The organism is Micromonospora sp. NPDC127501 (assembly GCF_040302185.1).
Taxonomy (GTDB): domain Bacteria; phylum Actinomycetota; class Actinomycetes; order Mycobacteriales; family Micromonosporaceae; genus Micromonospora.
On sequence record NZ_JBEORJ010000012.1, the window covers coordinates 208,482 to 229,103 of the forward strand.

The 20,622-nt window shown below is 75.0% G+C and carries 17 protein-coding genes; 12 read left to right on the forward strand and 5 right to left on the reverse strand.

The annotated features are described in order from the left end of the window. The first annotated feature begins 109 nt into the window (after positions 1–109). From cobN to cobA, 12 genes are all read left to right on the forward strand, one after another. Complete coding sequence (gene cobN, locus ABTW72_RS25785; protein WP_350862595.1) at positions 110–3,778, forward strand: cobaltochelatase subunit CobN; 3,669 nt, start codon at positions 110–112, stop codon at positions 3,776–3,778. After that, the gene (locus tag ABTW72_RS25790; RefSeq protein WP_350862598.1) at positions 3,775–6,000 is read left to right on the forward strand and encodes a magnesium chelatase subunit D family protein; all 2,226 of its coding nucleotides are present in this window, start codon (positions 3,775–3,777) and stop codon (positions 5,998–6,000) included. The genes cobN and ABTW72_RS25790 overlap by 4 nt, the downstream gene beginning before the upstream one ends. Positions 6,001–6,087: 87 nt before the next feature. Beyond that, positions 6,088–6,699, forward strand: a complete 612-nt coding sequence (gene cobO / locus ABTW72_RS25795; protein WP_112673096.1) for a cob(I)yrinic acid a,c-diamide adenosyltransferase — start codon at positions 6,088–6,090, stop codon at positions 6,697–6,699. After that, positions 6,693–8,048 carry a cobyrinic acid a,c-diamide synthase CobB gene (locus ABTW72_RS25800; protein WP_350862601.1) on the forward strand — a complete coding sequence of 452 codons (1,356 nt, stop codon included), beginning with the start codon at positions 6,693–6,695 and terminating at the stop codon, positions 8,046–8,048. The genes cobO and ABTW72_RS25800 overlap by 7 nt, the downstream gene beginning before the upstream one ends. Continuing rightward, on the forward strand, positions 8,045–8,824 hold the full coding sequence (gene cobI / locus ABTW72_RS25805) for a precorrin-2 C(20)-methyltransferase (protein WP_350862604.1): 780 nt from the start codon (positions 8,045–8,047) through the stop codon (positions 8,822–8,824). The genes ABTW72_RS25800 and cobI overlap by 4 nt, the downstream gene beginning before the upstream one ends. Then, on the forward strand, positions 8,821–9,666 hold the full coding sequence (gene cobM, locus ABTW72_RS25810) for a precorrin-4 C(11)-methyltransferase (protein ID WP_350862607.1): 846 nt from the start codon (positions 8,821–8,823) through the stop codon (positions 9,664–9,666). Before cobI ends, cobM begins: the two co-directional genes overlap by 4 nt. After that, on the forward strand, positions 9,663–10,814 hold the full coding sequence (locus ABTW72_RS25815; RefSeq protein ID WP_350862610.1) for a cobalt-precorrin-5B (C(1))-methyltransferase: 1,152 nt from the start codon (positions 9,663–9,665) through the stop codon (positions 10,812–10,814). Before cobM ends, ABTW72_RS25815 begins: the two co-directional genes overlap by 4 nt. Further along, positions 10,811–12,103, forward strand: coding sequence for a precorrin-6y C5,15-methyltransferase (decarboxylating) subunit CbiE (gene cbiE / locus ABTW72_RS25820; protein WP_350862613.1), 1,293 nt, complete (start codon positions 10,811–10,813; stop codon positions 12,101–12,103). Before ABTW72_RS25815 ends, cbiE begins: the two co-directional genes overlap by 4 nt. Beyond that, positions 12,100–13,827 (forward strand): precorrin-3B C(17)-methyltransferase, encoded by a 1,728-nt coding sequence (gene cobJ, locus ABTW72_RS25825; RefSeq protein WP_350862616.1) that lies wholly within the window; start codon positions 12,100–12,102, stop codon positions 13,825–13,827. The genes cbiE and cobJ overlap by 4 nt, the downstream gene beginning before the upstream one ends. Next, entirely contained in the window at positions 13,815–14,012 is a 198-nt protein-coding gene (locus tag ABTW72_RS25830) for a DUF362 domain-containing protein (RefSeq protein ID WP_112601048.1), read from the forward strand. Before cobJ ends, ABTW72_RS25830 begins: the two co-directional genes overlap by 13 nt. Further along, positions 14,009–14,605, forward strand: coding sequence for a precorrin-8X methylmutase (locus ABTW72_RS25835; protein WP_350862619.1), 597 nt, complete (start codon positions 14,009–14,011; stop codon positions 14,603–14,605). The genes ABTW72_RS25830 and ABTW72_RS25835 overlap by 4 nt, the downstream gene beginning before the upstream one ends. Continuing rightward, complete coding sequence (cobA, locus tag ABTW72_RS25840) at positions 14,602–16,248, forward strand: uroporphyrinogen-III C-methyltransferase (RefSeq protein ID WP_350862622.1); 1,647 nt, start codon at positions 14,602–14,604, stop codon at positions 16,246–16,248. Before ABTW72_RS25835 ends, cobA begins: the two co-directional genes overlap by 4 nt. 3 nt (positions 16,249–16,251) lie before the next feature. On the opposite strand, the gene ABTW72_RS25845 is transcribed toward cobA, so the two are convergent. The 5 genes from ABTW72_RS25845 to ABTW72_RS25865 all read right to left on the reverse strand — a co-directional run bounded on the left by ABTW72_RS25845 (position 16,252) and on the right by ABTW72_RS25865 (position 20,554). Then, positions 16,252–18,408, reverse strand: a complete 2,157-nt coding sequence (locus ABTW72_RS25845; RefSeq protein WP_350862625.1) for an ABC transporter permease — start codon at positions 18,406–18,408, stop codon at positions 16,252–16,254. Then, positions 18,405–19,085 (reverse strand): ABC transporter ATP-binding protein, encoded by a 681-nt coding sequence (locus tag ABTW72_RS25850; protein WP_350862628.1) that lies wholly within the window; start codon positions 19,083–19,085, stop codon positions 18,405–18,407. Before ABTW72_RS25850 ends, ABTW72_RS25845 begins: the two co-directional genes overlap by 4 nt. Beyond that, positions 19,082–19,606, reverse strand: a complete 525-nt coding sequence (locus ABTW72_RS25855) for a PadR family transcriptional regulator (protein ID WP_091398392.1) — start codon at positions 19,604–19,606, stop codon at positions 19,082–19,084. Before ABTW72_RS25855 ends, ABTW72_RS25850 begins: the two co-directional genes overlap by 4 nt. A 115-nt stretch (positions 19,607–19,721) precedes the next feature. Continuing rightward, the gene (gene crcB / locus ABTW72_RS25860) at positions 19,722–20,084 is read right to left on the reverse strand and encodes a fluoride efflux transporter CrcB (RefSeq protein ID WP_350862630.1); all 363 of its coding nucleotides are present in this window, start codon (positions 20,082–20,084) and stop codon (positions 19,722–19,724) included. Continuing rightward, positions 20,081–20,554: a fluoride efflux transporter FluC gene (locus tag ABTW72_RS25865; protein WP_350862633.1), complete on the reverse strand. Its 474-nt coding sequence runs from the start codon at positions 20,552–20,554 to the stop codon at positions 20,081–20,083. Before ABTW72_RS25865 ends, crcB begins: the two co-directional genes overlap by 4 nt. Positions 20,555–20,622 lie beyond the last annotated feature (68 nt).

Genomic DNA, 20,622 nt, shown 5'->3' on the forward strand with positions numbered 1-20,622 from the left:
GCATCGGTGCCCGGTTCGCTCGGGCCGTCGTACCGGCTGACGCCGTACCCACCCGCATCGCCCCGGTCGCCCCCGTGAGGGCCCAGGGCGTCATTTTCCGGAGCCTGCCGTGCGCATCCTGCTGCTGTCCACCGCCGACACCGACCTGCTGGCCGCCCGCGCCAGCGGCGCCGACTACCGGTTGGCCAACCCCGCCCGGGTCGCCGTCGAGGAGGTGCCCGCCCTGCTCGACGGGGTCGCCCTCGTCGTCGTACGCCTGCTCGGCGGTCGGCAGGCGTGGCCGGACGGCCTCGCCGCGGTGCTCGCCACCGGCGTGCCGACGGTCGTGCTCGGCGGCGAGGCGCTGCCCGACGCGGAGCTGATGGCCATCTCCACCGTGCCGTCCGGGGTCGTCACCCAGGCGCTGGCGTACCTGGTGGAAGGCGGCCCGGACAACCTCGGACAGTTGGCCCGGTTCCTCTGCGACACGGTGCTGCTCACCGGCGAGGGGTTCGCCGCACCCGCGCCCACCCCGGCGTACGGCGTGCACGGCGAACACCCCGCCGACCCGGACCGGCCCACAGTGGGAATCGTCTTCTACCGGGCGCACGCCCTCGCCGGCAACACCGACTTCGTCGACGTGCTCGCGGACGCGGTCCACAAAGCCGGAGCCAACCCGCTACCGATCTTCTGCGGCTCGCTGCGGGGGCTGACCGCGGGCGCCGGCCCGCTCGGGCTCTTCGCCCGCTGTGACGCGCTGCTGGTCACGGTGCTCGCGGCCGGCGGCGCGGTCGCCGCGGACGCCTCCGGTGGCGGCGACGAGGACGCCTGGGACGTCGGTGCCCTGGCCGCCCTGGACGTGCCGGTCATCCAGGCGCTCTGCCTCACCAGCACCCGCGCGCAGTGGGCCGACAGCGACGCCGGCCTGTCCCCACTGGACGCCGCCATGCAGGTGGCCATCCCCGAGTTCGACGGCCGGATCGTCACCGTGCCGTTCTCGTTCAAGCAGATCGACGCCGACGGGCTCTCGGTCTACGCCGCCGATCCCGAGCGGGCCGCCCGGGTCGCCGGGATCGCGGTGCGCCACGCCCGACTGCGGTACGTGCCGCACGCCGACAAGCGGGTCGCCGTCGTGCTCAGCTCGTACCCCACCAAGCACTCCCGGGTCGGCAACGCCGTCGGGTTGGACACCCCGGCCTCGGCGGTCCGGCTGTTCGCCGCGCTGACCGAGGCCGGCTACGACCTGGGTGACACGCCACCGCCCGACGACGGCGACGCGCTGATCCACGCGCTGATCGCCGCCGGTGGTCACGACGTGGAGTGGCTCACCCCGGACCAGTTGGCCGCCGCCGAGGCCCGGATTCCGGGACCGACGTACCGGCGCTGGTTCGACGAGGTCCCGGCCGAGCTGCGCGAGCGGATGCGGGAGCACTGGGGTGAGCCGCCGGGCGAGCTGTACACCGAGGGCGGCGACATCGTGCTCGCCGGGCTGCGCTTCGGCAACGTGGTGCTGCTGATCCAGCCGCCCCGCGGCTTCGGGGAGAACCCGATCGCCATCTACCACGACCCGGACCTGCCGCCCAGCCACCACTACCTGGCCGCGTACCGCTGGTTGACCGCGCCGGTCGCGGACGGCGGTTTCGGCGCGGACGCCGTGGTGCACCTCGGTAAGCACGGCACCCTGGAGTGGCTGCCCGGCAAGGGCCTCGGCCTGGCCGCCGACTGCGCACCCGACGCGGTCCTCGGCGACCTGCCGCTGGTGTACCCGTTCATCGTCAACGACCCCGGCGAGGGCACCCAGGCCAAGCGGCGGGCGCACGCCGTGGTCGTCGACCATCTGGTCCCGCCGATGGCCCGCGCCGAGACCTACGGCGACCTGGCCAAGCTGGAACAACTGCTCGACGAGTACGCGACAGTGCAGGCCCTCGACCCGGCCAAGGTGCCGACCGTGCGGGCCCAGATCTGGGACCTGGTGCGCGCCGCCGAGCTGCACCACGACCTGCACGCCGAGGCGATGCCCGACGCGGACGACTTCGACGACTTCGTGCTGCACCTCGACGGGTACCTGTGCGAGGTCAAGGACGTGCAGATCCGCGACGGGCTGCACATCCTCGCCGACGCGCCCACCGGCGAGCCCCGGGTCAACCTGGTCCTCGCGGTACTGCGCGCCCCGCAGATCTGGGGCGGCGCCCGGGCCCTGCCCGGCCTGCGACAGGCCCTGGCCGTCGCGTACTCCCTCGACGAGCAGGAGTTGCTCGCGTCGCCGGGACAGCGACTGGCGCTGCCTGCCGCGCTGACCGACGTGGTGGACGGGCCGGCCGGCACCGCCGCCGACGCGATCGACCTCATCGAGGCCCTCGCGCGGCGGCTGGTCGTGGGCATGGAGACCCTGGACTGGGCGGTGGACACGGTTGACGCCGTGGTGACGGAGGTGACCGGTCGGTCGATGCCGGACGTCGCCGCGGTGCTGCACTTCGCCGCCACCGAGCTGGTGCCCCGACTGGACCGCACCACGGACGAGCTGACCAACACCCTCGGGGCGCTGGACGGGAGGTTCGTGCCGCCCGGCCCTTCCGGCTCACCCACCCGGGGCCTGGTCAACGTGCTGCCCACCGGCCGCAACTTCTACTCCGTCGACCCGAAGGCCATCCCCAGCCGCAACGCCTGGGACGTCGGGGTGGCCCTCGCCGACTCGCTGCTGGCCCGGCACCTCGCCGACACCGGGACGTACCCCCGCTCGGTGGGGTTGACAGTGTGGGGCACCAGCGCGATGCGAACCCAGGGCGACGACATCGCCGAGGTGCTCGCGCTGCTGGGCTGCCGGCCGGTCTGGGACGACCGGTCCCGGCGGGTCACCGGCGTCGAGGTGGTGCCGACCGCCGAGCTGGGCCGCCCGCGTGTCGACGTCACAGTGCGCATCTCCGGGTTCTTCCGCGACGCGTTTCCGCACGTGGTGGCGCTGCTCGACGACGCCGTCCGGCGGGTCGCCGCCCTGGACGAGCCGGACGAGGAGAACTACCTGCGGGCGCACGTCGCCGTCGACCTCGCCGAGCACGGCGACGAGCGGCGGGCCACCGCCCGGATCTTCGGCTCCAAGCCCGGCGCCTACGGCGCTGGGCTGCTGCCCCTGATCGACGCCCGGACCTGGCGCAGCGACGCCGACCTGGCCGAGGTGTACGCGGTGTGGGGCGGCTACGCGTACGGCCGGGGCCTGGACGGGCGGGAGGCGCGCGCCGACATGGAGCGCTCGTTCGCCCGGATCGCGGTGGCGGTGAAGAACCAGGACACCCGCGAGCACGACATCGTCGACTCCGACGACTACTTCCAGTACCACGGCGGGATGGTGGCGATGGTCCGCCACCTCACCGGCACGTCACCGCAGGCGTACGTGGGTGACTCGGCGATGCCGCACGACGTGCGCACCCGCACGCTGGGCGAGGAGACCCGGCGGGTGTTCCGGGCCCGGGTGGTCAACCCGAAGTGGATCGCCGCGATGCGCCGGCACGGCTACAAGGGCGCGTTCGAGCTGGCGGCCACCGTGGACTACCTGTTCGGCTACGACGCCACCGCCGGTGTGGTCGACGACTGGATGTACGAGCACCTGGCCGCCGCGTACCTCTTCGACGAGACGACCCGGGAGTTCCTGGAGCAGTCCAACCCGTGGGCGTTGCGCGGCATCACCGAGCGGCTGTTGGAGGCCGCCGACCGGGGGCTGTGGGCCAAGCCGGAGCCGGCCACCCTCGACCGGCTGCGCGACACGTACCTGGCCAGCGAGGGCGACCTGGAGGACCGGGCATGACCGTGACCACGACCTATCCGTTCAGTGCGGTGCTCGGCATGGCCGACATGCGGCTGGCGTTGCTGCTCAACGCGGTCTCCCCGGCGATCGGCGGGGTGCTGGTCCGGGGTGAGAAGGGGACCGCCAAGTCCACCGCCGTGCGGGCCCTCGCCGCGCTGCTGCCCCCGGTGCGTCGGGTGGCCGGCTGCCGGTTCGGCTGTGACCCGGCCGAGCCCGACCCGGCCTGCCCGGACGGCCCGCACCCGGCCGACGCCGCCGCCGAGACCCGTCCGGCCCGCCTCGTCGAGCTGCCGGTGGGCGCCGCCGAGGACCGGGTGGTCGGCGCACTGGATCTGGAGAAGGCGATCGGCGAGGGCGTACGCGCCTTCGAGCCGGGCCTGCTCGCCGCCGCGCACCGGGGTGTGCTCTACGTCGACGAGGTCAACCTGCTGCACGACCACCTCGTCGACCTGCTGCTCGACGCGGCGGCGATGGGCCGCAGCCACGTCGAGCGGGAGGGCGTCTCGGTCAGCCACGCGGCCCGGTTCCTGCTGGTCGGCACGATGAACCCGGAGGAGGGGGAGCTGCGCCCACAGCTGCTCGACCGGTTCGGACTCACCGTGGAGGTGGGCGCCAGCCGGGACCCGGAGATCCGGGTCGAGGTGGTCCGCCGCCGGCTGGCCGCCGACGCGGACCCGGTCGGCTTCGCCGCCCGCTGGGCCGACGCCGACGCGGAGATCGCCGGCCAGGTGGCCGCCGCCCGCCGCCGACTTCCCGGGGTACGACTGCCGGACGCCGCGTTGCGGCAGATCGCCGAGGTGTGTGCGGCGTTCGACGTGGACGGGATGCGGGCCGACATCGTCACCGCCCGGACCGCCCTCGCCCACGCCGCCTGGCACGGCCGGGACCGGGTCACCATCGACGACGTCCGGGTGGCCGCCCGGCTGGCCCTGCCGCACCGCCGCCGCCGCGACCCGTTCGACACCCCCGGGCTGGACGAGAAGCGCCTCGACGAGGCGTTGCAGCGCGCCCAGGACGCCCACCCCGACGACCCGGACGACGCCGGCCCGGACGACCGTGGCCCGGACGGCGGCCCGCGGGGCGGTGGCCCGGCCGGTGGCGGCGGCGGCCCGAACGGGGGCGGCCCGAGCGGGGGCGGCCCGGCCGGTGGCGGCCCGAGTGGCGACGGTCCGCAGGGCGGCGACGACGGTGGCGACGGCGCCGACCACTGTGGACCCGGGTCGGCCGGGCACTCGGCGGCGCGGAACGACGCCGGCCCGGACGGGCGCACCGACGGCCCGGACGGCACCGACGGCTGGCCGCAGAGCCAGCCGGGCGACCGGGGCGACGACGACGGCCAGAACTCGCGCCCGCGCGGTGGCCGTCAGTCGGCAACCGGTGCCGACGACCCGACCGGCGGCGGGGAGTCCCAGCCGGTGGCCGTACCCCGGGGTGGACTGAAGGCGCGGGTGCTCACCGCGCCCGGCCTGGGTGACGGGGTGCCGGGCCGACGGTCGCGGGCCCGCACCGGGCGGGGCCGCACCACCGGCGCCCGGGTGCCGGCGGGTCGGGTCGGCGCACTGCACCTGCCGGCGACGATCCGCGCCGCCGCGCCGCACCAGGCGGCCCGTGGCCGGCTCACCGGTCCGCTGCGGCTGCGCAGGGACGACCTGCGCGAGGCGGTCCGTGAGGGGCGCGAGGGCAATCTGGTGCTGTTCGTGGTGGACGCGAGCGGCTCCATGGGTGCCCGGCAGCGGATGACCACAGTGAAGGACGCGGTGCTCGCCCTGCTCACCGACGCGTACCAGCGGCGGGACAAGGTCGCGGTGATCGCGTTCCGGGGTGCCGGCGCCCGGACCCTGCTGCCGGCGACCTCGTCGGTGCTGGCCGCCTCGACCCGGCTGGCCGAGCTGCCCACGGGCGGGCGTACGCCGCTGGCCGAGGGGCTGCTCGCCGCCGCGGAGCTGTTGCGGGTGGAGCGCCTGCGCGACCCGAAGCGCCGCCCACTGGTCCTCATCGTCACCGACGGCCGGGCCACCGCCGGCACCCGCCCGCTGGACCGGGCGGCAGCAGCCGCGAAGGTCCTGGCCGCCACCGGGGCGCCGTGCGTGGTCGTCGACTGCGAATCCGGCCCGGTCCGCCTGCACCTGGCCACCCGCCTGGCCACCCAGCTGAAGGCCCCCCGAACCCCCCTGGAAGCCCTCACCCACCCCCGCGATCTTGCACTTCCTGTCGCGGCATAACGGACCACACGCACATATGACCAACACAAACTGCAAGATCGCGGAAGAGGCGGGCGCAGGAGTGCCCGCGGGACGGGGGACGGGCTGATGCCGCAGGGACAACCGAGTTCGGTGCCCGCTGACGGGTTGACGACCCGGCAGCGGCGGCACCGGCCGCTGCTGATCGTCCACACCGGACAGATGAAGGGAAAGTCGACGGCGGCCTTCGGGTTGGCGTTGCGGGCCTGGACGGCCGGTCTGCCGGTCGGGGTGTTCCAGTTCGTCAAGAGCGCCAAGTGGCGGGTGGGGGAGGAGAACGCCTTCCGGGCGCTCGGCGAGGTGCACGAGCGCACCGGCCAGGGCGCGCCGGTGGCCTGGCACAAGATGGGCGAGGGCTGGTCCTGGATCCAGCGCGGCGGCGACGCCGACCACGCCGCCGACGCCCTGGAGGGCTGGCGGCAGATCCAGCGTGACCTGGCCGCTGAGCGCTACGGGCTGTACGTGCTGGACGAGTTCACCTACCCGATGAAGTGGGGCTGGGTGGACGTCGACGAGGTGGTCGCCACCCTGGCCGATCGCCCCGGCTTCCAACACGTCGTGATCACCGGTCGGGACGCCGACCCGCGCCTGGTCGCCGCCGCCGACCTGGTCGCCGAGCTGACCAAGGTCAAGCACCCGATGGACGCCGGCCAGAAGGGTCAGAAGGGCATCGAGTGGTGAGCGCGCACCAGTCGCTGCCCCGGGTGGTGGTCGCCGCGCCGGCCAGCGGACACGGCAAGACCACGGTGGCCACCGGGCTGCTCGCCGCACTGCGCCGACGGGGCCTCACGGTCAGCCCGCACAAGGTCGGCCCCGACTACATCGACCCCGGCTACCACGCCCTCGCCGCCGGGCGGCCCGGGCGCAACCTCGACCCGTTCCTGGTCGGGGCCGACCGGATCGCCGCCCTGCTGCGACACGGCGCGAGCGTCCCCACCCCCGCCGACATCGCCGTGGTGGAGGGCGTCATGGGCCTGCACGACGGTGCGGTGGGCCGCCGCGACTACGCCTCCACCGCGCACGTCGCCCGGCTGATCGAGGCACCCGTGCTGCTGGTGCTGGACACCACCGCGCAGGGCCGGTCGGCCGCCGCGCTCACCCTCGGCATGGCCGCGTTCGACCCGGCGGTACGGATCGGCGGGGTGATCCTCAACCGGGTCGGCTCACCGCGACACGAGACGCTGCTGCGCGACGCCCTCGCCGAGGTGGGCGTACCGGTGCTCGGGGCGGTCACCCGCGCCGCCGAGGTGGCCGCGCCGGCCCGGCACCTCGGACTGGTGCCGGTCGCCGAGCGGGCACCCGAATCAGTCGCGATCGTCACCGCGCTCGCCGAGCTGGTCGAGGCCACAGTGGACCTCGATGCCGTGCTCGCCCTGGCCCGGACCGCCCCGCCGCTGACCACCCCGGCGTGGGACCCGGTCGCCGCCGTCGGCGGGCCGGCCGGCGTCGAGCGACCACGGGTCGCCCTCGCCGGTGGTCCGGCCTTCACCTTCTCGTACGCGGAGACCGCCGAACTGCTCACCGCGGCCGGCGCGGACGTCGTCACCGTCGACCCGCTACGCGACCCGGCGCTGCCCACCGGCACCCGGGCGGTGGTGATCGGCGGCGGCTTCCCCGAGGCGTACGCCCAGACGCTGGCCGACAACAGCGGGCTCCGCGCCGAACTGGCCGACTTCGACGGGCCGATCGTGGCCGAGTGCGCAGGGCTGCTCTACCTCGGGCGGTCCCTGGACGGCGTACCGATGTGCGGCCGACTGGACCTGACCGCCCGGATGACCGACCGGCTCACCCTCGGCTACCGGGAGGCCCTCGCCGTCACCGACTCCCCGGTGGCGCGCGCCGGCGAGCCGGTACGCGGCCACGAGTTCCACCGCACCACCACCGACCCGGGGCACGGCGACGCGTCGGCGTGGCGCTGGAACGACACCGAGCACGGCTTCGTCGCCGGTCGGGTGCACGCGTCCTACCTGCACACCCACTGGGCCGGCCACCCGGACGCGGCCCGTCGACTGGTCGAGGCGTGCCGATGAGCACCGACGCCACGCTCACCGGGGTCGGCGTCGGCCCGGGCGACCCGGAACTGCTCACCGTCAAGGCGGTGCGGCTGCTGCGCGAGGCCGACCTGGTCTTCGTACCCGTGATGGCGGACCGGGCCACGCCCGCCGCGACCGCCGGTGCGACGCCGCCGGGTGCGGACACCGGGCGGGCCGAGGCGACAGTCCGCTCCCACGTCGCGGCGGAGCGGCTGCGCCGGCTGCCGTTCGCGCTGGACGACCGGGGTGGGGTCACCGCGCGCCGGGCGGCCGCCTGGGACGACGCCGCCCAGGTGGTGGTCGAGGCGATCGACGCGGGTGCGCGGTCCGTCGCGTTCGCCACCATCGGCGACCCCAACGTCTACTCCACCTTCGGCTACCTGGCCCAGAGCGTCCGCGCCCTACGCCCGGCCGTGCGGGTGGCGACAGTGCCCGGCGTCACCGCCATGCAGGAGCTGGCGGCGCGCAGCGGGACCCCGCTCTGCGAGGGACGCGAGCCGCTCACCCTGCTGCCGGCCACCGCCGGCCTGGCGCTCTTCGCCGACGCCCTCGCCGGGCCGGGCACCGTGGTCGCCTACAAGGGCTGGCGGCGGCACCCGGAGCTGCTCGCCGAGCTGCGCCGGCAGGGCCGCCTCGCCGACGCGGTGCTCGGACGCAGCCTGGGGCTGCCCGGTGAACGGATCGGGCCGGTCGACGACACCGAGCACGACCTGCCGTACCTGTCGACGCTGCTGGTTCCGGCCCGCCGCGAGCACCGAGGAGGAAAGCTGTGACCAGCGACGGCACCGTGTGGTTCGTCGGAGCCGGCCCCGGGGCGGCGGACCTGCTGACCCTGCGGGCCGCCCGGGTGATCGCCGAGGCGGACATCGTGATCTGGGCGGCCAGCCTGGTGCACGCCGACGTGCTCGACCACGCCCGCCCCGGCGCGGAGATCGTCGACTCGTCGCAGCTGCCCATCGAGGGTGTGCTGCCGCTCTACCAGCGTGCCGCCGAACAGGGGCTGAGAGTCGCCCGGATCCACTCCGGAGACCCGGCGCTGTGGGGCGCGGTGCAGGAGCAGCTGGAGCTGTGTCGGGAGCTCGGCCTGGCCGTCGAGATCGTGCCCGGGGTGTCGTCGTTCACCGCCGTCGCGGCGATCGTCGGGCGCGAGCTGACAGTGCCCGAGGTGGCCCAGTCGGTCATCCTCACCCGCCTCGAAGGCGGCAAGACCCCGATGCCGCCCGGCGAACGGCTCCGCGACTTCGCCCGGCACGGCACCACCATGGCGCTGTTCCTCTCCGCCGCCCGCTCCGGGCAGGTGCAGGCCGAGCTGCTGGCCGGCGGCTACCCGGAGGACACCCCGGCCGTGGTGGCGTACCAGGCGACCTGGCCCGACGAACTGGTGGTGCGCTGCACGGTCGGCACCCTCGAAGCGACGGTCAAGCAGCACAAGCTGTGGAAGCACACCCTCTTCCTGGTCGGGCCGGCCCTCGCCGCCGAGGGCACCCGCTCGCACCTCTACCACCCCGGGCACTTCCACACCTTCCGCCGGGCCGAGCCGGCCGCCCGCGCCGAGCTGCGCCGCCAGACCGGCGTCCGCACCGGGGGGACAGCCACACCGGGGCACACACCATGACGTACGCCGAGCCGCCGCTGCGCGAGCCGGACCTGCCGCGCACCGCGAAGGTCCGGCCCACCGCGCTGCGCACCGGCTGGACCACCGGCGCGTGCGCGACGGCGGCGGCGAAGGCCGCGGTCACCGCGCTGGTCACCGGCACCACCCAGCAGGAGGTGGAGATCGGGCTGCCCGCCGGACGTCGGGTGCGCTTCCCGGTGGAGCGCTGCGAGGTGACCGGCACCCCACCGGTCCGGGCCGAAGCGGTGGTGGTCAAGGACGCCGGGGACGATCCGGACGTCACCCACGGCGCCGAGCTGACCGCAACAGTGAACTGGACCGACGTACCCGGCCTGCGGCTGGCCGGTGGTGCCGGCGTCGGCACCGTCACCAAACCCGGCCTCGGGCTCGCGGTCGGCGGCCCGGCGATCAACGACACCCCCCGCCGGATGATCGGCGAGGCGGTGGCCGAGGTGGTCGACCTCGGCGAGGTCGGGGTCCGGGTGGTGATCAGCGTGCCCCGGGGCGAGATCATGGCCCGCAAGACCACCAACCGTCGGCTCGGCATCCTCGGCGGTATCTCGATCCTGGGCACCACCGGGATCGTCCGTCCCTTCTCCACCGCGTCGTGGCGCGCCAGCGTCGTGCAGGCCGTGCACGTGATGGCCGCCCAGGGCGAGCCGACAGTGGTGCTCTGCACCGGAGGGCGTACCGAGCGGGCCGCCCGCACGCTCCTGCCCGACCTGCCCGAGGTCTGCTTCGTCGAGGTCGGCGACTTCACCGGGGCCGCCGTGACCGCCGCCGTCGGTGACGCGATGACCGGGGTGGTCTTCGTCGGCATGGCCGGCAAGCTCGCCAAACTCGCGGCCGGCATCCTGATGACCCACTACACCCGCTCCAAGGTGGACCTCTCCCTGCTCGGCGCGGTAACCGCCGAGGCCGGAGGCGACCCGTCGCTCGTCGCCGCCGTGACCGAGGCGAACACCGGGCGGCACGCGTACGAGCTGTGGGAGGCCGCCGGGCTGCTCGGCCCGGCCGGGGACCTGCTCTGCCAGCGGGTCCGCCAGGTGTTGCGGCGTTTCGCCGGTCCGACGGTCACCGTGGACGTGGCGATGGTCGACTTCGCCGGAGCGCACGTCGTCGCCTCGTCCGGCCGGTGGCCCCGATGACGCGGACGGCGTCGGCGGCGCCAGCGACCGCCGTGACAGTGGTCGGCCTGGACGCGGCGGGCGCACCGCCGCACCCCGCACTCGCACCGGTGCTGGCCACCGCCGGACTGGTGGTCGGGGCCGCCCGGCACCTGGCCGCGGTGCCCGTACCGGCCGGCGCTGACACCATCAGCCTCGGACCGCTCGCCCCCGCCCTGCGCCGCCTCGCCGAGGCCGTCGACGCCGGGGTGCCGGCCGTGGTGCTGGCCAGCGGCGATCCCGGCCTGTTCGGCATCGTCCGGCGGCTGCGCGCGTCCGGGCTGCCGCTGCGGGTGGTGCCGGCGGTGTCCAGTGTGGCCGCCGCGTTCGCGCGCGCCGGACTGCCCTGGGACGGCGCCGCCGTGGTCACCGCGCACGGGCGTGATCCCCGAGCCGCAGTGAACGCCTGCCGGGCGCTGCCACTGGTCGCGGTGCTCACCGCGCCCGGCGCCGGCGCGGCCGAGTTGGGCGCCGGCCTGATCGGCTGGTCCCGCCGCCTGCTGGTCGCCGAGCACCTGGGCACCGCCGCCGAACGGATCCGCGCGGTGACCCCCGAACAGGCCGCCGCCGAGACCTGGGCCGACCCGCACGTCCTGCTCAGCCTCGCCGACGCCGTGCCCGCCGACGCCGTGCCCGCCAACGCCGTGCCCGCCGATGCTGCGCCCGAGAGGGGCGCGGCCGGCGGAATGCGCGCCGACAACCAGCCCGCCGCCGCGCCGGCCGGAGGCTGGGCGCTGCCGGAGGCCCGGTACGCCCACCGCGACTCCATGATCACGAAGTCGGAGGTGCGCGCCCTCGTCGTCGCCCGGCTGCGCCCCCGACTGGGCCGGCTGATCTGGGACGTCGGGGCGGGCAGCGGCTCGGTCGGCATCGAGTGCGCGCTGCTCGGCGCGGCCGTGCTCGCCGTCGAACAGGACCCCGAGGCCGGTGCCACCGTCCAGGCCAACGCCGCCGCCCACGCCGTGCACCTCCGGCTGGTCACCGGACGTGCCCCGGCGGCACTGGCCGACCTCCCCGAACCCGACGCGGTCTTCATCGGCGGTGGCGGCGTCGACGTCCTCACCGCCGTGGTGGCCCGCCGGCCCGAGCGGGTGGTGCTCACCCTGGCCGCACTGGACCGGGTCGCACCGGCCGTGGGTCTGCTGCGCGCCGCCGGCTACACGGTCGAGGGCAGCCAGCTCTCCGCCGCCCGCCTCGCCGACCTGCCCGGCGGGTCGATCCGCCTCGCGGCCACCAACCCGGTGGTCGTCCTCACCGGGGAGCGCCAGTGACCGACCAGAACCCGCCCGCCCGGATCGGCCTGGTGGCGGCCACCGCCGCCGGCCGCCGGCACGCCGACACAGTGACCGCCGCCTGGCCGCACGCCCGGCTGGTCGAGGCGGAGACCGTCGCCGACGCGCTGCGGACCGCCTGGGCCGGCTGTGACGCGGTCATCGCGTTCCTGGCCACCGGGGCGGTGGTGCGGATCGTCGCGCCGCTGCTCGACGACAAGCGCACCGACCCGGCGGTGGTGGTCGTCGACGAGGCGGCCCGGCACGCCGTGGCGCTGCTCGGTGGGCACGCCGGTGGGGGCAACGCGCTCGCCGAGCAGGTCGCCGCCCTGCTGGACGCTCAACCGGTGATCACCACCGCCACCGACGCTGTCGACCTGCCGGGGCTGGACACCCTCGGCTGGCCGGTCCAGGGCGCGGTCGCCGCAGTGTCCCGGGCCATCCTGGACGGCGAGCCGGTCCGGCTGATCGCCGACGCCGACTGGCCGCTGCCCGCCCTGCCCCCGAATGTGCGCGCCGCCGACGAGGACCCGACCGACGACGGGTACCGGCTGCTGATCACCGACCGGGTCGTGTCACCCGACGAGCGGACCGCCGTGCTGCGGCCGCCGTCGTTGGTCGCCGGGGTGGGCGCGAGTCGAGGCGTACCCGCCGCCGAGGTGGCGGAACTGCTGCACCGGGTGCTGGCCGAGGCCGGCCTCGACCCGGCGAGCCTGCGCTGCGTGGCCACCGCCGACATCAAGGCCGACGAGGCGGGCATCCGCAGCACCGTCGACGCGCTCGGCGTACGCCTGGTGACCTGGCCGGCGACGCGGCTGGCGGCGGTCGACGTGCCGCACCCCAGCGAGGTGGTCCGCGCCGCTGTCGGCACGCCGAGCGTGGCGGAGGCCGCGGCCCTGCTCGGCCCGGACGGCCGGTCCGACGACGCGACGCTGCTGGTGGGCAAGACCGCGACGGCGATGGCCACCGTGGCGGTGGCCCGGCACGCGCCACGCGGCCGGCTCGCCGTCGTCGGCCTCGGGCCGGGCGCCGCCGACCTGCGCACCCCCCGCGCGGTGGCCGAGCTACGTCGCGCCGCCGTGGTGGTCGGCCTCGACCAGTACCTGGAGCAGGTCCGCGACGTGCTCCGCCCCGGCACCCGGGTGCTCTCCAGCGGGCTGGGCGCGGAGGAGGCGCGGGCGCGCGCCGCCGTCGCCGAGGCCGCCGCCGGCCGGGCGGTCGCGCTGATCGGCTCCGGCGACGCCGGGGTGTACGCGATGGCCAGCCCCGCCCTGGAGTACGCCGACGAGCGCATCGACGTGGTGGGCGTGCCCGGTGTCACCGCCGCGCTCGCTGCCGGGGCGCTGCTCGGCGCGCCGCTCGGCCACGACCACGCCTACCTGAGCCTGTCCGATCTGCACACCCCGTGGGAGGTCATCGAGCGGCGGGTGACCGCCGCCGCCGAGGGTGACTTCGTGACGCTGTTCTACAACCCGCGCAGCCGGGCCCGCGACTGGCAGCTCGGCAAGGCGCTCGGCATCCTCGCCGCGCACCGGTCACCGGACACCCCGGTGGGCGTGGTGCGCAACGCCAGCCGCCCCGGCGAACGGGTGCACCTCGCCACAGTGGCCACGCTCGACCCGGCCATCGTCGACATGTACAGCGTCGTGGTCGTCGGCAGCAGCGACACGCGGCTGGTCGCCGGCCGGATGGTCACACCCCGGGGGTACCGGTGGCGTTCGTGACGATCGACGCCTGCCAGGGCTGCGGCGCCTGCCTGCTCACCTGCCCCACGCACGCGATCCGACCGGTCGCCGGTGGCCTCACGGTCCGCGCCGACCGGTGCACCGGCTGCCTGGAGTGCCTGGAGATCTGTCCGGTCGACGCGATCCGCGTCGTCGAGCCCGACCCCTGTGAAGGAGCCCGATGAGCCGGGTGGTGCACCCCATCGAGGCCGAGTCGTACCGCATCCTGCGCGAGCGCGTCGACCTGTCGCACCTGCCGCCGCTGAGCCGCGCGGTGACCGAGCGGGTGGTGCACGCCAGCGCCGACCTCGCGTACGTCGACGAGCTGGTCTGCGACGAGGCCGCCCTGGAATCGGGGCTGGCGGCGCTGCGCGCCGGCGCGCCCGTGGTCACCGACGTGGCGATGGTCGCCGCCGGCATCACCCGGGCCGGCCTGGAGCTGGTCTGCCCGGTCGCCGAGCCGGCCGCCGCCGCGCTGGGCCGCTCGGCCGGGATCACCCGCTCGGCGGCGGCCGTCCGGATCGCCCTGGAGCGGGTCGGGACCGGAGCGATCTGGGTGGTCGGCTGCGCGCCCACCGCGCTCGTCGAACTGCTCAGCCTGGACGCCGCACCGGCGCTCGTCGTCGGCCTGCCGGTCGGCTTCGTGGGCGCCGCCGAGTCGAAGGCGGCGCTGCGGGCCAGCGGCCTGCCCGCCGTGTCCAACGTGGGGGAGAAGGGTGGCTCGGCGGTCGCCGCCGCCGCCCTCAACGCCCTGCTCTACGTCGAGGAGAAGTCATGACCGGGTTGGTCATCGTCGGACACGGTACGCGCAGCGCGGCCGGGGTCGAGCAGTTCGCCGCTCTCGTCGAGCGGGTCCGCGGTCGCGGTGACATCGGCGACGTCGAGGGCGGCTTCATCGAGCTGTCCCGCCCACCACTGACCGACGCCGTCGGCGCGCTCGTCGCCCGGGGGCACCGGGCCCTCGTCGCGCTGCCGCTGGTGCTCACCGGCGCCGGTCACGGCAAGGGCGACATCCCCGCCGCGATGGCCCGGGAGCAGCAGCGTCACCCCGGGCTGAGCTACCGCTACGGCCGCCCGCTCGGCCCCCACCCGCTGCTGCACGACGCCCTCGAACAGCGCATCGACGCCGCACTGGCTGGTGCCGACCGGGCCGGCACGTGGGTGGCGTTGATCGGGCGGGGGTCCACCGACCCGGACGCCAACGCGGAGGTCGCCAAGGTCGCCCGGCTGCTCTGGGAGGGACGCGGCTACGCGGGCGTGGAGCCGGGGTTCATCTCCCTGGCGTCTCCGTCGGTGCCGGCCGTGCTGGAGCGCCTGCGCCGCCTCGGCGCACGGCGGATCGTGGTGGCGCCGTACTTCCTGTTCGCCGGGGTGCTGCCGGACCGGATCGTCGCCCAGTCGGCGGAGTTCGCCGCCGCCCACCCCGACCTGGACGTCCGGGTCGCCGAGGTGATCGGCGACTGTGACGCCCTCGCCGACCTTGTCGGAGAGCGGTACGCCGAGGCGCTGGGCGGGGACATCCGGATGAACTGCGACACCTGCGCCTACCGGGTGTTGATGCCCGGCTTCGCGGACAAGGTGGGTCGCCCGCAACGCCCGCACGACCACCCGGACGACCCGGTCGGCCACCACCACCACGACGGGCACGACCACCACCACGGGCACGCACACCACGACCACGACCACGGCTCGGTCGCGGTGGTCGGTGGCGGGCCGGGGCCCGACGACCTGATCACGGTACGTGGCAAGGCGCTGCTCGACGCGGCGGACGTCGTGGTGGTCGACCGACTCGCCCCGCAGGGGCTGCTCGCCGGGCTGCGCCCCGACGTGCTGGTGGTCGACGCCGCGAAGGTGCCCCGTGGCCCGTCGATGGCCCAGGAGGCGATCAACGAGGCGCTGGTGTCGCATGCCCGCGCCGGTCGTCGGGTGGTCCGGCTCAAGGGTGGTGACCCGTACGTCTTCGGGCGCGGCCACGAGGAGGTGCAGGCCTGCGTGGCGGCCGGCGTGCCGGTGACGGTGGTCCCCGGGGTGAGCAGCGCGATCGCCGCGCCGGCCCTCGCCGGCGTGCCGGTGACCCACCGGGGCGTGGCGCACGACGTCACCGTGGTCTCCGGGCACCTGCCGCCCGGGCACCCGGACTCGCTGGTCGACTGGGCGGCGCTGGCCCGGGCCCGGGGCACTGTCGTGCTGCTGATGGCCGTCGACACCATCGCCAAGATCGCGACCGTGCTGATCGAGCACGGCCGTGCCCCGGAGACCCCGGTGCTGGCCGTGCAGGACGCCGGGCTGCCCGACCAGCGATCGGTGCGCGCCCGGCTCGACGAGATCGGCGCAGCCGCCGGCCGGGAGGGCGTCGGCCCGCCCGCCGTCTTCGTCCTCGGCCCGGTGGTAGCTCTCACCACCACCGGGCCGACGGGATGACGACTACTCGCTGCGGGCGGTCTCCGGCCCGGTGATGCGTTCCAGCAGCGGCAGGGTGGAGGCGATGACGCCGAGGCAGGCTGCCAACCCGAGCACGACGATCACGTAGAAGCCCGGCTGCGGCGCGACGAGGGTGTAGTCCATCTGCGCCCGTAGGAACAGGTGGGCGGCGAGCAGGCCCATGCCGATGGCGACGGCGGCGACGGCGAGCATCGGCACGGCGCTCTCCAGCGCCACCACCCGACGCACGACCCGCACCGGAGCGCCGCTGAGCCGCAGCAGGCTGAACGGGCGTCGGCGTTCGGTGAGACCGCCGATGACGCTGACCGCGAGGCTGCACCCACCGAGCGCGAGGCTGGCGACGATGATGACGTTGGCCAGTTGTTCCCAGCCGCGCAGCGTGTTGGCGAACTCCGACTCGAAGTCACCGGGCACGTTCGGTGCCACTTGGAAGGCCGGGAAGGCGGCCTCGAGGGCGGTGCGCGTGCGTTCGACGGCGGCTGCCGATCCGTCCGTGTCGACGACGATCGACATCACCGGCAGCCGTGGGAGATCGTCGAGCGAAACCGACGCGGAGGGCCAGACCCTGGCGGAGGACGCCGACTCCCGGAAGGGGACGAGGCCCGTCGCCACCTCCGCGACGGTGGCGCCCTCGGCGCACCGCCCGTACGCGCTCGGGATGTCCGTGCACGCGATCAGGCCGGGCTCGCTGGCACTCATCCAATCCGGATTCTCGCGAACCGCGGTCGCGGACCGCACACCGGTGACCGAGCGCAGTTCGGTGAAGAGCGTGTCGGGCGCCGCCGGCGCGTCCTCGGGAAGGTAGAGAGACACCTGTCCCGCCTCGGTCGACCCGACCGGGGCCGGGCCGCGGTTGGCGACGATCGTGGTGATCACACCCACGGCCACGCTCGTGACGAAGAGGGCGAGCATGATCCCGCTGATCGCCCGGAAGCCGGCCTTCGGGTTGTCGGCGAGGCGGCGCGCGGCGATGAGCGTGTCCGGGCGGTTGGCGTACCGGGCCAGGATGCGGGCGCCGACCATCGTCAACCACGGGCCGGCGAGGACGAGCCCGGCCATGATGAGCAGCAGGGCGGGCAGGAACACAGCGGTCTGGCCGTCGGACGTCGGAGGGCGGAAGCCGATGGCCAAGAACAGCACCGCAAGGCCGAGCAGGATCGGGATCAGCCGGTACGCGCTGGGCGCGCGGGGGGTGACCCTCCGTGTGACGCCCAGCGGCGAGATCCGCACGCGACGCAGCGAGACCTGGGCCGCCACCGCCGCCCCGGCCGGGACGCCGAGCGCAACGAGCAGCACGTCCAGCACGCCCAGCGACATGTCGCTGGGGAAGAACGGCATGCCGGTGAACGGGATGCCGGCCATCAGGCCGCGCAGCGCGTAGAACAGGGCGAAGCCGACAGCGGTGCCGACGACGGCCGCGACGGTCGCCTCCACGGCCGCGACCATCGAGATCTGCCTCGGTGTGGCGCCGACCAGGCGCATCGCGGCGAAGCGTTGCTCCCGGCGGGCGGCGCTGAGCCGGGTGGCGGTGCCGATGAAGATCAGCACCGGGAACAGCAACCCTCCGGCGATCACGCCCAGGATGAGGTTCATCGTGGTCTCGGGGAGCGCGGGGGTGTCGCCGACGCGGGTGAGTTTCGTGGCGGTGGGCAGCGCGGCCACCTCGTCGGGGGTGCGACCCATGATGACGAGCAGGGTGTCCGGTGAGGTCAGTGCGGCCGGGCCGACGGTGCCGACGGCGCGCCCCGGATAGCGCTCGCCGAGTTCGTCGGCCGGGTGAGCGGCCAGCAGGTCGCGCAGGGCGGGGGAGGCGTAGTACTCCCCGGGGCCGGGCGTGCTCGGGATGCCGGTCGGAGTGGGGGCGCTCGGCCCGGTGGCTGCGACGTCGATCCGGATGATCTGCTTGCCGTGGAAGTAGTCCTCCCGGGTCGACCACAGCAGGGGATCGGCGTCACCCGCCGTCGAGGCGTTGGGATACACCGATGCGTACCGGGTGAGCTGGGAGTTGACAGCGTTGACCCCGGCGAGGGTGGTCAGCAGCAGCCCGCTGCCGACCGCGACGGCGGCGGCGATGACGATCAGGCGGGTGAGCGCCTCACGGCCGCCGGCCACGGCGAGGCGGAGCCCGAAGCGGATCACGAGGCGATCCGGTCCGGCGCGTTCACGCGCCCGTCGCGGACCATGACCTCGCGGTCGGCGTACGCCGCGATCCTCGGCTCGTGGGTGACCAGGATGACGGTGGTGCCCTGCTCGCGGGCGGCGCCGACCAGCAGGTCCATCACCTGCTCGCCGGTGAGCGAGTCGAGCGCGCCGGTCGGCTCGTCGGCGAAGAGCACCTGCGGCTCGGCGACCAGGCCGCGAGCCAGGGCGACCCGTTGCGCCTGCCCGCCGGAGAGCTCACCCGAGCGCCGCTGCTCCAGGCCGTCCAGCCCGAGGCGCGCGAACCAGTCGTACGCCTTGGGCAGCGCCTGCTTGCGGCGTACGCCGCTGAGCAGCAGCGGCAGCGCGACGTTCTCCACAGCGGTCAACTCGGGGACGAGTTGACCGAACTGGAACACGAAACCGAACCGGTCCCGGCGCAGGCTGCTGCGTTCGGTCTCGGCCATGGCGTGCACCCGGGCCCCGTCGAAGAGGATCTCGCCGGAGTCGGGCACCAGGATGCCGGCCAGGCAGTGCAACAGGGTGGACTTTCCCGAGCCGCTGGGGCCCATGACGGCGAGGATCTCGCCCGCCTCCACGGCGACGCTGGCGCCGCGCAGGGCGGGGGTCGGGCCGAAGGAGAACTCGACGTCGCGCGCTTCGATCACGACGCTCACGGCCGCACCTCTTTCCGTAGGGCGTCCAGGCGGGCGCCGGTCATCTCGATCCATCGGAGGTCGGCCTCCAGGTGGTAGAGGCCGTGGTCGGCGAGCAGCGCGTCGACCAGACTGCCGGCGCGCTTGATCTCGGTCAGCTCACGCATCCGGTGCAGGTGCGCGCTGCGTTGGGTGTCGAGGTATTCGGCGGCCGGGCGGTCCAGCATCAGCGCGAGCACGACCTTGGCGAAGAGCACCGTCTGCAGGTGTGGTTCCGGGTCGACCGGTTGGGTCAGCCACTGCTCGACCTCGGTCGCGCCGACGTCGGTGATGATGTAGCGCTTGCGGTCGGGGCCGGAGCCCGGCGCGACGTCGCTGATCACCACCTTGCCGTCGCGGGCCAGTCGGCTGAGGGTGGAGTAGACCTGGCCGAACGGCAGTGGCTTGCCTCGGCCGAAGAAGGCGTCGTAGTCGCGCTTCAGGTCGTAACCGTGGCTGGGCTCGCGTTCGAGGAGTCCGAGAAGGGTCAGTGGCACGCTCATGCCCAGCAGACTACACCGAGGGTATACCTCGCGTATATACCCTCAGTGTGTTGCGGATCGGCCCTGGTCAGGCATGGCTGGGGATGGCGATGGGCGGGGCGCGGCTGGTGTGCGGTCAGCCGATCAGGGCGCGCGCCAGGGCGTAGCCGGCGGTGGCCGCGGCGAGCCCGGCGGCCACGCTGCCGAGCACGTTGGCCAGCGCGAGGAGTCGATGACCGCCAGTGGTCAGCCGTAGCGTCTCGTAGCTGAAGGTGGAGTAGGTGGTCAGCGCGCCGCAGAACCCGGTGCCGAGCAACGCGCTGACCGCCGGGCCGGCCGGCCACCCGACCAGGACGCCGAGCAGCAACGACCCGGCCACGTTGACGAGCAGCGTCCCCCAGGGGAACGCCGAGCCGTGCCGGGACTGCACCGCCCGGTCGGTGAGGTAGCGCAGCGGCGCGCCGACGGCCGCGCCCAGGGCGATGAGCAGCACGGTCATCGGGTCGCCCGACGCAGCAGCCCGGCGGCGACGGCGTCCCCCAAGGCGACCGCGACGAGCGCCCCGAGCACCGTCGCGGCGAGGTACGCCAGCGCGGTGCCCGGTGCGCCCACGACGATCGCCTGCTGGACGTCGACCGCGTAGGTGGAGAAGGTGGTGAACCCGCCGAGCAGCCCGACCCCGAGGAACGGGCGAGCCAGCGGAGGGCCACCGTCGAGGTGCCCCAGCACCGCCATCAGCACGCCGATCAGCAGGCAGCCGGACGTGTTGATGGTGAACGTGGCCCAAGCGAAGCCGGTCGGTGGGTGCGGAACGGCGTGTTGCAGGCCGGCCCGGGCCAGCGCGCCGAGCACCCCGCCGGCCGCGATCACGGCGAGGACCGTCGCGGGGCGCGCGGTCAACTCGCGGCGGTCGGCGGGGACGCGCAGGTCGACGTCGGGGTCGGTACGCGGCTCGAACGGCTCTGGCACGGCTCCTGAGCGTAGTGCGGCGACGGCGGCATCAGCGCACTGCTGGCGAGCGCGGCGTCAACGGACTG